General features: G+C 34.7%; 13 protein-coding genes. 5 read left to right on the top strand and 8 right to left on the bottom strand.

What is annotated here, in order from left to right:
• Positions 1–95: 95 nt before the first annotated feature.
• On the bottom strand, positions 96–1,094 hold the full coding sequence (porQ, locus tag PUH65_RS08140; protein WP_305519439.1) for a type IX secretion system protein PorQ: 999 nt from the start codon (positions 1,092–1,094) through the stop codon (positions 96–98).
• A gap of 135 nt (positions 1,095–1,229) precedes the next feature.
• On the opposite strand from porQ, the gene pyrH reads away from it, so the two are divergent.
• Entirely contained in the window at positions 1,230–1,937 is a 708-nt protein-coding gene (gene pyrH / locus PUH65_RS08135; RefSeq protein WP_305519438.1) for a UMP kinase, read from the top strand.
• Between the two features lie 59 nt (positions 1,938–1,996).
• A complete protein-coding gene (frr, locus tag PUH65_RS08130; protein ID WP_305519436.1) occupies positions 1,997–2,551 on the top strand; it encodes a ribosome recycling factor in 555 nt (184 codons plus the stop codon).
• Positions 2,552–2,805: 254 nt separating this feature from the next.
• On the opposite strand, the gene PUH65_RS08125 is transcribed toward frr, so the two are convergent.
• Entirely contained in the window at positions 2,806–3,459 is a 654-nt protein-coding gene (locus PUH65_RS08125; RefSeq protein WP_305519434.1) for an NAD(P)H-binding protein, read from the bottom strand.
• 145 nt (positions 3,460–3,604) lie between these two features.
• On the opposite strand from PUH65_RS08125, the gene PUH65_RS08120 reads away from it, so the two are divergent.
• On the top strand, positions 3,605–3,958 hold the full coding sequence (locus PUH65_RS08120; RefSeq protein ID WP_305519432.1) for an MmcQ/YjbR family DNA-binding protein: 354 nt from the start codon (positions 3,605–3,607) through the stop codon (positions 3,956–3,958).
• Here PUH65_RS08120 and PUH65_RS08115 read toward each other — a convergent pair.
• On the bottom strand, positions 3,955–4,875 hold the full coding sequence (locus PUH65_RS08115; RefSeq protein ID WP_305519431.1) for a bifunctional riboflavin kinase/FAD synthetase: 921 nt from the start codon (positions 4,873–4,875) through the stop codon (positions 3,955–3,957). The genes PUH65_RS08120 and PUH65_RS08115 overlap by 4 nt on opposite strands.
• Positions 4,876–5,017: 142 nt before the next feature.
• Between PUH65_RS08115 and atpD the strand changes: the two genes are divergently transcribed.
• Complete coding sequence (gene atpD / locus PUH65_RS08110; RefSeq protein ID WP_305519430.1) at positions 5,018–6,526, top strand: F0F1 ATP synthase subunit beta; 1,509 nt, start codon at positions 5,018–5,020, stop codon at positions 6,524–6,526.
• A 79-nt stretch (positions 6,527–6,605) separates the two neighbouring features.
• Complete coding sequence (locus tag PUH65_RS08105) at positions 6,606–6,887, top strand: F0F1 ATP synthase subunit epsilon (protein WP_305519429.1); 282 nt, start codon at positions 6,606–6,608, stop codon at positions 6,885–6,887.
• Between the two features lie 177 nt (positions 6,888–7,064).
• Here the strand turns inward: PUH65_RS08105 and PUH65_RS08100 are convergent, their stop codons facing one another.
• The 5 genes from PUH65_RS08100 to PUH65_RS08080 all read right to left on the bottom strand — a co-directional run bounded on the left by PUH65_RS08100 (position 7,065) and on the right by PUH65_RS08080 (position 13,187).
• On the bottom strand, positions 7,065–7,820 hold the full coding sequence (locus PUH65_RS08100) for a hypothetical protein (RefSeq protein WP_305519428.1): 756 nt from the start codon (positions 7,818–7,820) through the stop codon (positions 7,065–7,067).
• An 84-nt stretch (positions 7,821–7,904) separates the two neighbouring features.
• Entirely contained in the window at positions 7,905–10,097 is a 2,193-nt protein-coding gene (locus tag PUH65_RS08095) for a radical SAM protein (protein ID WP_305519427.1), read from the bottom strand.
• Positions 10,098–10,288: 191 nt separating this feature from the next.
• The gene (rnk, locus tag PUH65_RS08090) at positions 10,289–10,699 is read right to left on the bottom strand and encodes a nucleoside diphosphate kinase regulator (protein WP_305519426.1); all 411 of its coding nucleotides are present in this window, start codon (positions 10,697–10,699) and stop codon (positions 10,289–10,291) included.
• A gap of 77 nt (positions 10,700–10,776) precedes the next feature.
• Positions 10,777–12,051 (bottom strand): aminotransferase class I/II-fold pyridoxal phosphate-dependent enzyme, encoded by a 1,275-nt coding sequence (locus PUH65_RS08085; protein ID WP_305519425.1) that lies wholly within the window; start codon positions 12,049–12,051, stop codon positions 10,777–10,779.
• A 98-nt stretch (positions 12,052–12,149) separates the two neighbouring features.
• On the bottom strand, positions 12,150–13,187 hold the full coding sequence (locus PUH65_RS08080; RefSeq protein WP_305519424.1) for a PLP-dependent cysteine synthase family protein: 1,038 nt from the start codon (positions 13,185–13,187) through the stop codon (positions 12,150–12,152).
• Positions 13,188–13,257 lie beyond the last annotated feature (70 nt).

Below are 13,257 nucleotides of genomic sequence, written 5' to 3'. Positions count from 1 at the left end.
ACTTAAGGTAACAAGAGATGGCTTGTTTGATCTACTTAGCGGAAATCCGATTTAGACATTGGTTGAAGGTAAAAATGAATTTTTGTGGAAAAATTTTATCTTCTATTGCCAGATACTTCAATTAAATCTAAAGTAATCCCGAACATATTAATATTTGAAGCGTTGTGATATCTCACATGAGCATAATCAAACCGAAAACTGGAAATTTTGATTCCAAAACCTGCGGATAATCCGGCGAAACTTCTTTGATCGATCACGGCAAGTTCATTTCCGCGTCTTACATTATATCCAAAACGAATGTTGAAGGCTTGCTCAGGGAATAATTCGGCGCCTAGAGAAAAGTGATCGGCAACTTTTCGGCTCCAATTAATTTTTTGTCCGTTATTATCTAAATCCTGGGAGATATTAAGTTTTTGTAAATCGTGTGCAGTAATTGTAAATGCTAACGGGAATTCATCTAAAATTCGGGTATATCCTAAATCAACACGAAAAGCAACATTTTCCCGTGTGCCATTAAATGATTTAAACTGATATCCAAAATTACGGAAAACCAAAGCCAAAGTTTCCTGACTTTGTTTATTATGATAGGTAACTCCAGCCGTCCCGACCACTGCCATCGATGTATAATTATCAATTTTTGAGGTCACGAAATTAGCACCACCTGCAATTGTAAAATCTTCATCAAACTGGTAAGCGTAGGAAAGCCCGAGAGATGCATCCATGGCACCAAAATCTCCGCTAATCTGAGCACTTTCGTCGGTTCGTGGCATTTTACCGTAATCCATATATCGAGCATTGAAGCCGATTAAATGACCCTCTTCTAAATCTTTTACAAAACTAATCGTTCCATATTGCGAATCGGCCAGGTAAGAAGCGTAGTTCACAGAAACCATTTGATCCTGATCCAAATTCATTAAACCTGGATTTACACCAGCAAAACTCACATCGAAATCACGAATTGAAACAGCGTCACCACCCAAAGCTGCTTGCCGTGCAGACACAGGAATATTCAGAAAAGGATATACATTCGTCCCTACCTGAGCAGAAAATAAGCCCGCAAATAATGAAGCAAAAGTGATGGTGATTTTTCTCAAAAGTGTTGTTTAAAGATGCAAAAATAATTTATTTAAGTACTTTTCAAAATTAATTTCGGTGTAAATATAATTCTATTAACGAAATTATCTGTGTTTCCTTATATTTGCATCGTAAAAATGTAAAAATAAGTAAAAATGAAATACGAACGAATTCTTCTAAAATTGAGTGGCGAAGCATTAATGGGAAACCGCCAATACGGAATCGACAACGACCGATTGAAAGAATATGCTGCAGAAATTAAAAAGTTAGTTGATATTGGTTGTCAGGTAGCGATCGTAATTGGTGGCGGAAATATCTTTAGAGGTCTTGCTGGTGCCGCTACAGGGATGGATAGAGTTCAGGGTGATTATATGGGAATGCTGGCCACCGTAATTAATGGTATGGCATTGCAAGGTGCTTTGGAAGATGCGGGAATTTATACGCGTTTGCAAAGTGCAATTGAAATGGATAAAGTGGCTGAACCTTTCATTAAAAGAAAAGCAGTTCGTCATTTAGAAAAAGGCAGAGTCGTAATTTTCGGAGCAGGTACAGGAAATCCTTATTTTACCACCGATACTGCAGCGACTTTGCGTGCTATTGAAATCGATGCAAACGTTATTTTAAAAGGAACAAGAGTCGATGGAATTTATGATTCTGATCCAGAAAAAAATGCAGATGCGGTGAAATATAATTCTTTAACTTTTCAGGAAGTTTTTGAAAAAGGCTTGAAAGTAATGGATATGACGGCTTTCACCTTGAGTAGAGAAAACAATTTACCAATTATTGTTTTTGATATGAATAAAGAAGGAAACCTTCTGAAAGTAGTTCAAGGCGAATCGGTAGGAACTTTAGTGAATTTATAAAAAAATAGTCCTATTTTTGAATGCTTCATTTTAATTAATAAAACAGAAATTTAGATATAATGGAAGAATTAGAACTTATTGTAGGAATGGTTAAGCAGGAAATGGATGCTGCCATCAAACATTTGGAACATGCTTTTCAGAAAATTAGAGCCGGACGTGCTTCTACAACAATGGTACAAGACGTTATGGTAGAGTATTACGGAGCACCAACGCCACTGAGCCAAGTTGCTAATGTGATGATTCCGGATGCGATGACTATTTCGATTCAACCTTGGGATCGAACTGCAATTGGGCCCATCGAAAAAGCGATTATCAATTCAAACCTTGGTTTTGCACCGTCAAATAATGGGGATAATATTATTTTGAATGTTCCACCATTAACGGAAGAAAGACGACGGGAGTTGGCAAAACAAGCGAAATCTGAAGCAGAATCTACGAAGATTGTCGTAAGAAATGCACGTCAGGATGGAATGAAAGAACTTCGCAAATTAGAAGGAGTTTCTGAAGATTTAATTAAAGATGAAGAAGCAAAAATTCAAGTGATTACCGATAAATACATCAAATTGTGCGACGATCATTTTAAAGTGAAAGAAGCCGAGATCATGAAAGTATAATCTTTCTAGATATTAAAATTAAAAGCCGTTTCAGTAATGTTGAAACGGCTTTTTTATTTGAAATTGCTCCGAATGCACGAATTGTTAAACTAAAAAAACTTTGTGACTTTATGGTTTAAATTGTTGACAGTTAAAAGCTATTTAAAAATCCTTTTGCTAAGTGAAACGCCTTTCCGCCTGTAATTTTATACAGCACTATTAATTAAACCTTTGCGTTAAAGAGAATTGCAATTAATAATCTTTTATATCTTAAACTAATTATGTTTGTCAGCGAAACTGAAGATGCTTCCTAATTTAATTTTAGAATAACCATTCGATTTTATTTTAGATGCATTGATCATTGCATGAGCAAGAACTTTTGTGGGCAAAGGTTTCTGGCTTTTTAGTAAACCTAGTTTGTTGATGAGCTTAATTATTTTTCCACCTGTGACTTCTCCGAAACGATCAGAACTTTTTCGCTCCAGCATTCCAGGTTGAAAAATGGTGACTTTATTAAAATGTAAATCTTTAATTTTTTGTTCCAATTCTCCTTTTAGTTGAGAATAAAAGATTTTCGATTTCGAATCTGCACCATAAGCAGAAACTAAAATAAAATCTTCAACTCCATTTTCTTTTGCAGATTTCGCGAATTCATATTGATAATCGACATCAATTTTACGCTGTGCTTCTTTGCTTCCAGCGGCTTTTAAAGTAGTGCCGAGACAGGAAAATGCAACATCACCTTTTACCAAATCTTTCCATTCTTCAGGTTTACTGAAATCGACGATATGAACATTTAGTTTCGAATCGTTGATGTCTAAAGGTTTTCTGACAAAAACATGAACTTCTTTAAAATCAGAATCCTGAAGTAATTGATAGACTAAATCTTTTCCTGTTGCGCCAGTTGCGCCGATGATTAATGCGATCATAATTTTTAGATAAGTAATAATTGTTGAGCAATATGTAATTCTTAAACGCTCACACAAATTTAGTAATTTTAAAGTGTCAAAAATAATCAGCGAGTAGTTATGTTACATATTACTAATTATCAAATAATGTTTACTTATCATAACAATGGATGTCAATGAAATTTTAGAGTATTGTCAACTTAAAAAAGGCGTAGAAGAAACTTTTCCTTTTAATCCAGAAACGTTGGTGTTGAAAGTGGGCGGGAAGATGTTTGCTTTAATTCCTTTAGAAAAGCAACCGATAACAATTTCAGTAAAAACAGATCCAGAATGGAGTGCTGAACTTCGAGAGCAATATCATCAAATTGAAGGAGCATATCACATGAATAAAACCCATTGGAATTCGGTGACGTGTGAAGGTTTGAAACCAGAGTTAATTTTTAAGTTGATCGATCATTCTTACGATTTAATCGTTCGATCTTTAACAAAGAAAAAAAGAGAGGAGTTGTTGAATTCCTAAAACTTGAATTCCGATGTCAATCTTTTATCTTCATCTAATCTCACCATTAATTCTTCGAGACCCTTAAATTTAATTTCTTCGTGTAGAAAATCTCTAAAATTAACGGAGATTTCTTGTCCATAAATATCTTTATTAAAATCTAAAATATAAACTTCTACCGAAATCGTTTTTCCATTAACGGTTGGATTGGTTCCAATACTGAGCATTCCTTTGTAATGTTGGTGCTTTACAAAAACATCAACGATATACGCTCCTTTTTTTGGCAGTAATTTTATGGAATCAACTTCAATATTTGCAGTAGGATAGCCAATGGTTCTCCCAATTTTTTTACCGTGAATTACCGTTCCAGAAATAGAATAGTTGTAGCCCAGCATTTCATTGGCAGAAAGAATATCGCCATTGGATAAAGCATTTCTTATTTGGGTTGAACTGATGTTAAGGTTTTTATAAGAAACCGCTTCAACTTGCTCAACTTCAAAACCGAGTTCTGGACCCATCTTCTTTAATAATGAAAAATCACCGCTTCGATTTTTTCCGAAAGTATGATCATAGCCAATAATCAAATGTTTGACTTGAAGTTTCTCTACCAAAATCTGTTTCACGAATTCTTCACCCGCTAGGTTTCTGAAATCTTCATCGAATTCTTTTAGAAATAATTGTTGTAATCCGTTTTTCCGGAGCAAATACGTTTTTTCTTCGATGGTATTCAACAACTTTAAATCATCTCTCGGGTTAAAAACCTTTCTTGGATGTGGCCAAAAAGTAAGAATTCCAGATTCTAAATTTTTTGATTCCGAAATTCTATTCAGTTTATTAATGATGCTTTGATGCCCAAGATGAACGCCATCAAACATACCAATCGAGAGTGCGAGAGGTTTTTGGGAATTTGATCCGTTGAAATTTTCTGTAATTTTCAAATGAAATTCTTAATAAAAATGGAAATAATTGCCTTGAAAATGGCGTCAAAATAACTTTGTGCAAATATGACAAAAATCTTCTTTTAAAGCAATTGCAAATATGACAATATTCATTATATTTGCACCAAGAAAAAAATTAGCAATGGCAAACCAACTTAAAGGAAAAATTTCTCAAATTATCGGACCGGTAATCGACGTACTTTTTACAGATGCGGCAGAACTCCCAAGCATTTATGATGCATTGGAAATCGTAAAATCCGACGGTAACAAAGTAATACTTGAAGTAGAACAACATATTGGTGAAGATTCTGTAAGATGTATCGCAATGGATGCTACAGACGGACTTCAAAGAGGTCAGGAAGTAGTTTCGCAAGGAAAACAAATTACAATGCCTGTTGGTGAAAAGGTATATGGTAGATTGTTTAATGTAGTTGGAGATGCAATCGATGGAATTGCACAAGTGTCTAAGGAAGACGGATTGCCAATTCACAGAGAAGCACCAAAATTTGATCAATTATCAACTTCAGCAGAAGTTCTTTTTACTGGTATTAAGGTAATTGACTTGGTAGAACCATACTCAAAAGGTGGAAAAATCGGTTTGTTCGGTGGAGCAGGTGTTGGTAAAACAGTACTAATCCAGGAATTAATTAACAATATTGCAAAAGGTCACGGTGGACTTTCTGTTTTTGCTGGTGTAGGTGAAAGAACGAGAGAAGGAAATGACCTTTTGAGAGAGATGCTTGAATCAGGTATTATTAAATATGGTGATGATTTTATGCACTCTATGGAAAATGGAGGTTGGGATTTATCTAAAATTGATTTGGAAGCGATGAAAGAGTCTAAGGCTACTTTCGTTTTCGGACAAATGAATGAGCCACCTGGGGCAAGAGCAAGAGTAGCTTTGTCTGGTTTAACAATCGCTGAAAGTTTTAGAGATGGAGACGGAACTGGTCAAGGTAGAGATATCTTGTTTTTCGTAGATAATATCTTCCGGTTTACACAAGCGGGTTCTGAAGTGTCTGCACTATTAGGAAGAATGCCATCTGCAGTAGGTTACCAACCAACTTTGGCTTCAGAAATGGGTGCGATGCAAGAAAGAATTACGTCAACCAAAAATGGTTCAATTACATCAGTACAGGCAATTTACGTTCCTGCGGATGATTTAACTGATCCAGCGCCGGCGACTACGTTTGCTCACTTAGATGCAACTACAGTATTAGATAGAAAAATTGCTTCATTAGGAATTTATCCAGCGGTAGATCCATTGGCTTCTACATCTAGAATCTTGACTCCTGAAATTTTAGGAAATGAGCATTATGACTGTGCACAGGCAGTGAAAGAAATTCTTCAAAAATACAAAGCATTACAAGATATCATCGCGATTCTAGGAATGGAAGAACTTTCAGAAGAAGATAAATTATCAGTTTACCGTGCAAGAAAAGTGCAGAGATTCTTATCTCAACCTTTCCACGTTGCAGAACAGTTTACCGGATTAAAAGGAGTATTGGTAGATATTAAAGATACGATCAAAGGATTTAACATGATCATTGATGGTGAGTTAGATCATTTACCTGAAGCCGCTTTTAACCTTAAAGGTACCATTGAAGAAGCAATCGAAGCAGGTGAAAAAATGTTAGCGGAAAACGCGTAATTAGGAATTAGGTAATTGGTTTTAGGTCATAGTTTTCTAATCCTACAACCTACAACCCAAAATCTAGAACCCAAAGAAAATGAATATTAAAATTTTAACTCCGGAATTTGTAGTTTTTGAAGGTGAAGTAAAATCAGTTTTACTTCCTGGAAAAAATGGTGAGTTTCATATCATGAAAAATCACGCCGCTATTGTTGCCTCATTGAATGGGGGGAAAATAAAAGTGTTCACCGATGAAATTAAGGAGCAGTACAGTGAGCATTTCACTAGAGAAAACGAAAAGGAAAGTGTATTTTCTTTTTCCATGAAAAGTGGAGTGATAGAATTCAGCAATAATAAAGGAATTATTCTAGCAGAATAAACTTCTTTTTATCAATATAAATCCCATCTTATTTTTAAGATGGGATTTTTTATTTTATGTCATTCGTGAACTAGCCATAATTCGTAAGATTACCAACAAAATAACAACATTTTCCAACAATTAAAATATCAATTACAAATACTTTATGAATGATAATTAAAATTTATGTTGGCAATATTATCGTTGAGTTATTTCCTTTTTATGAGCAATAATTATTAAAGTAATCATAATGAAGACCGAAACAAGTGAGGCATTTAAAGTTCCTAAATCCAAGCCTCCCTTCGCAATTGGTTTAGTTAGAAAATCGCCGAACGTAGCCCCAAATGGTCGGGTAAAAACAAAAGCAATCCAGAATAAAACAATGTGATTAATTTTGGTATAAGAATGAAGCAGAACAACGACGAGAATAACTGCCAGCGTGATCATTGCACCAACCAAATAACTCAATCCTAAACCATCATTTAGATAATCTCCAAATGCAGTTCCCAGACTATTAGAAAATAAAACGGCAACCCAGAAAAAGATTTCTTTCTGTCTTTGAAAAATAGGATAAACTTCCAGATTTTCGTATTTTTTATACCAAAGATAAAGTGTCAATATAAGAAAACTAACAAGAACTAAACTTCCCACTGCATACCCTAAATGTAAACTTCGGTCAATAAAATCGGAGATTTCAGTCCCTAAAGTTGTAGTACCAATAATGACCAACCAGAAGAAAGCAGGAGTGTATTTTTTAGAGTTGAGTTGTAAATAAAGGGTGAACAGAAAAAAGACCAGCGTAATGCCGATTCCAACAAGATATCCCAAATCGAGTGTTTGTGCAATAAAATCACCTAAGGTTTCGCCGAGCGTTGTGGCGACAATTTTCATTAGCCAAAAGAGAATGGTAATTTTTGCGATTTTGTTCAGCGATAAATCTTCTGTTGGATTCATGTACGTTTATTTAAAATTACACGCATCAATTTTGTATCCAATATTTTACTTTTTAAGCCACTGAAAAATTTTGTACTTTAAAACTCACAAACTCAAAATAACCCCATTTTCTTTCAGTAGTTGAATTGGTTTTGAAAACCAGAACAATTCGAAATCTTCAAAAAGTTCTTCAAACTGAGTTTTAAGTTGTTGCAGTGTAATTTTTTTTGGATTATCAGTCGAGTTTTCTACAAAATTTTTCATCAGCCAATTTGCTTTTTCTCTTTCCAATTCTATTTTTACAATATTCGTTTTAAGATGAAAAGTTAAGCGCGTAAATTCTAAAGAACCGGCTTTCGTTTTTTTGTTAAAGTTTTCTAAATGAGGGTTTTTATCCAAGAAAATTAACTTTGAATTTCCTTTAAAAATAAAGTTTTCTTCTTCTAAAAGACAGTCGTGAATATAATCTGGGTGAATGGTTGTTCGCGGAATTTTAAAATCAAACCAATCCTTTAATGGCAGGTCAAAATTAATTCCATGCATGAAATTGAATAAAGATTTCTTCAGACCAAAACTAAATTTGCTATGGTCAATTCCTGTTTGATCCGTGAACTGAATATCATTATGCGCAAACAAGATTTCTTCATTAATCGGTTGCACACCAAATTCTTCGGGATTTTTTCCGATTGGTGAGTGTGCAGTCAGCGAAAACTGATGCCAGAAACCACTTTGCAAAATTCCCATTTCAAAGAGCTGCCTTACCATTTCCAGAGAATCAACGGTTTCCTGTTCGGTTTGGGTAGGAAAACCAAACATCAAGTAGGAGTGAACCATGATTCCGGCTTCGGTAAAATTACGGGTTACTTTTGCAACCTGATCTACAGACACTCCTTTGTCTATTAACTTTAACAATCGGTCACTTGCAACTTCGAGTCCGCCTGAAACTGCCACTAAACCAGATATCTTTAAAAGAAAACATAAATCTTTGCTGAAACTTTTTTCAAAACGAATATTGGTCCACCAAGTCACGACTAGATTTCTGCGTAGAATTTCTAAGGCAACTTCTCGCATCAATGCTGGTGGTGCAGCTTCATCTACAAAGTGAAATCCATTTTCGCCCGTTTGAGCAATCAATTCTTCCATTCGGTCTACCAAAATTTTAGCAGAAATAGGTTCGTAGAGTTTTACGTAATCCAAAGAAATATCGCAGAAAGTACATTTGCCCCAATAGCAACCGTGCGCCATGGTGAGTTTATTCCATCTTCCGTCGCTCCATAAACTGTGCATTGGATTGGCAATTTCAATCACCGAAATATATTGATCTAAAAGCAAATCGGTATAATCCGGAGTTCCAATAAATGCCTGTTTATAATCTAATCTCTTCGTATTATTTTTGTAAGTGACTTGCTGATTTTCTAAGATGAACGTCCGTTTGAATTCTCCTTCCGAAATATCTTTAATCGAAACAGCATTTTCAAAAACGAGTTCTATTGGCAATTCCCCATCATCTAAAGTGATATAATCGAAAAATTCAAATACGCGAGGATCTTTTAATTCTCTTAATTCCGTATTCGGAAAACCACCGCCCATTACTATTTTTAATTCAGGATAATTGGCTTTTATGAATTGAGCAGATCTGAAAGCAGAATACAAATTCCCTGGAAAAGGAACAGAAAAACAAACCATTTTTGGTTGAATGGAATCTAATTTTTCCTCTAATATTTTTAACGTAAAATCATCTGTAAAAGTTAGTTCAGAATTTAATTTTGAATACAGTTCATCAAATGAATTTGCACTTTGTCCAATTCGTTCAGCGTATCGACTGAAGCCAAAATCGGCATCAATGTTTTCAATGATATAATCAGATAAATCTTCTAAATATAAAGTTGCGAGATGTTTTGCTTTATCCTGTAAACCCATATTTCCAAACGCAAATTCCATATCATCCAAGTGATTAAACCGCGATGCTTCTGGTAAAAAATTCATGCTGCAAATTTGTCTCGCCAGCGTAGGATTTTTATTTTGTAGAAAAAGAACAACCTGATCAATAGTTTTAATGTATTCTTCCCTTAAAGCAAAAATTCGCTGTGAGTTTTCAGAACTATTTTCTTTAACTTTTTCTGCAAATATTTTTTGAATTCCATTTTTTGAAAAGATTTTTAAAATCACTTCAATTCCCAAATCCATTTGATAACTCGAAATGTTTTTCGTGTTCAAAAAGCCTTTAATATAAGCCGTTGCAGGATAAGGCGTATTGAGTTGGGTAAATGGCGGCGTGATGAGGAGAAGATCTTTCAAAAGTATTCTTTTTGCAAATTTATTTTAAATCGAGGAGATTTGAACCATGATTTTTTTAAAACCACAAAAGTCACAAAGTAATCTGTGACTTTTTGTTACAAGTCCACAACAGTGAAAAAATGATCCTCATTTTCAACTTTCGTTTTCTTGCTTAAAATTTCTTGCTCGGCTCTTTTATTTTAAAAAATTATTTATAAATCAAAATCACCGGCGGATTCTGGTTGATATAGTACTTCGTCAATAACAATTTTCGTCATGCCAGAAGGAATCAGCCAGTCAATTTCGTCACCAACTCGGTAACCGATTAAGGCAGATGCAACGGAAGAAAATATAGAAATTTTCTTTTCTTTAATGTTCGCATCAATCGGATAAACCAATTGAAATTCCATGCTTGTTTTATTATTCTGAAAGTGAATTTTCACGATCGAGTTCATGGTAACAACATCGCTATCTACTTCTGACTGGTCTACAATTTTTGCAGATTTTAATTCTGCGAGGAGTTTTTCGGCTTCTTCTTTTTTAATGCTATTCTTTGCTTTAGCATCGGTAATTGATCTGTGGATTTTATTAAAATCCTGTTTGGTAATTATTACTTGGCTCATATTTGTAGTTTTTTGTATAAATAAAAACCGCTTGAATTTTTCAAGCGGTATATATCGAAAATATATCCTGAAAAATTTTACGAGTTCTTAAATTGCAGATTTTTTTCTTCTATTAATTTCTGTTCCTGTTCTTTATAGAATCCGGAAACGAGTTTTTCGTGAATTGCTTCAAAAGCCGCGAGGGTTTCATTAATTTCAGAATCGGTGTGAGAAGCGGTTGGAATTAATCTCAATAAAATCATCCCTTTTGGAATTACCGGATAAATTACTACCGAAGTAAAGATTCCAAAATTCTCTCTTAAATCTCGGGAAAGTAGCGTGGCTTCAACAGTTGAACCTTCCATCATTACAGGAGTTACACAAGTGTTCGAACCTCCCAAGTTGAATCCTCTTTCCAGTAAACCGTTTTGTAATTTACGAACGTTTTCCCAAAGTTTCGCTTTGATTTCTGGTCTTGAACGAAGTAATTCTAATCTTTTTAAACCTCCAATTACCATTGGCATTGTTAAAGATTTTGCAAATACCTGTGAACGTAAATTATATTTTAAGATTCTAATGATATCTTTATCTGCAGCGATGAATGCTCCAAAACCTGCCATTGATTTTGCAAAAGTAGAGAAGTAAACATCAATTTGATCCTGACAACCTTGCTCTTCACCAGCACCTGCGCCAGTTTTTCCTAAAGTTCCAAATCCATGAGCATCATCAACCAATAATCGGAAATTGAATTTAGATTTTAAGTCACAGATTTCTTTAATCTTTCCTTGCATTCCGCGCATTCCGAAAACACCTTCAGTGATTACTAAAATACCGCCACCTTGTTCTTCGGCAACTTTAGTCGCTCTAACTAGATTTTTTTCTAAACTATCGATATCATTATGTTTATAAGTAAAACTTTTACCCATATGAAGACGAACTCCATCAACGATACAAGCATGTGAATCGGCATCATAAACGATAACATCATGTCTGCCAACAAGAGCATCAATGGTAGAAACCATTCCCTGATAACCGAAGTTTAAAAGGTAAGCTGATTCTTTATTTACGAATTCAGCCAATTCTCTTTCTAATTGTTGGTGTTGTTCAGTTTCACCCGACATTGCTCTGGCACCCATTGGATAAAACATTCCAAATTCTGCCGCCGCTTTTGCATCTGCTTCTAAAACTTCAGGATGGTTACAAAGTCCCAAATAATCGTTAGCACTCCAAAAAATCACCTCTTTACCTTGAAAAATCATTCTAGGTCCAATTGGTCCCTCTAATTTTGGGAAGACAAAATAACCTTCTGCATAATCTGCAAATTGTCCTAATGGTCCTGGATTTTCTCTAAGGCGGGCAAAAATATCTTTCATTATTATTTTATTGTTTTAATACTCAAAGTTAATTAATTAAACTAAAAAAACCTTTCGCTTACTACAAAAAGGTTTATTCTATTTTTTTTGGAATTTTGTTATTTTATCAGTTCGGTTTTATAAATTTCGTTATAATTATGAACGCCATTATTTATAAATCCTTGTTCTGCCATCCAAGTATCACTGTATACTTTTGTAATATATCTGGAACCATGGTCTGGGAAAATTGCAACAACTACATCGTCTTTTGAGAACGGGTGGGAGTTAGCATATTGCAAAAGTCCCTGTGTAACTGCACCTGTAGTGTAACCACCCATGATGGCTTCTTTCAATGCAATTTCGCGAGTTCTGTAGGCAGACATTTCATCATTAACACGAACGAATTCATCAATTTCATCAAATAACAAAGCACCGGGAATTAAATTTTTCCCCATTCCTTCGATTTGATAAGGGTGAATGTCCTCTTTGTGAATTTCACCTGTTTCATGAAAACTTTTAAGAATAGATCCAGAAGCATCAACGCCAATGACTTTGATATTAGGATTTTGCTCTTTTAAAAATTTGGCTGAGCCAGATAAAGTACCACCAGTGCCAGTACAGGCGATTAAATGCGTAATCTTACCTTCTGTCTGTTTCCAGATTTCCGGACCAGTTGTTTGGTAGTGTGCATCAATATTTAATTCATTGAAATATTGATTGATATATATTGAATTAGGTGTTTCGGCAGCAACTCTTTTCGCTACTTCATAGTAAGATTTGGGATCATCTGCTGCAACATTTGCGGGGCAAATATAAACGGTCGCACCTAAAGCTTTTAGATAGGCAATCTTTTCTTGTTTTGTTTTATCACTTACTGCAAGAATACATTTATAACCTTTGATGATGCAAACCATCGCGATTGAAAAACCGGTATTTCCAGAAGTGGTTTCTACCACAGTAGAACCAGGCTTCAAAAGACCTTTTCTTTCTGCTGCTTCTATAATATGGATTGCAATTCTATCCTTTGTAGAATGGCCGGGGTTGTAAGATTCTAATTTAGCATATACTGTGGCAGGAATTTCTTTGGTAACTTTATTAAGTTTAACCAAAGGCGTGTTGCCAATTAAGCCTAGAATGTTATCGTGAACATTAGTCATTATTTCGTCATTTTAGTCTATTAAAACCATGTGCAAAAATACTAAAAAATAAATAATTGAACAATAATTA

This window comes from Kaistella sp. SH40-3, assembly GCF_030686865.1.
Classification (GTDB): Bacteria; Bacteroidota; Bacteroidia; order Flavobacteriales; family Weeksellaceae; genus Kaistella.
The sequence above is the reverse complement of the archived record's forward strand: the minus strand, read 5'-3'. Positions and strand labels throughout refer to the sequence as shown.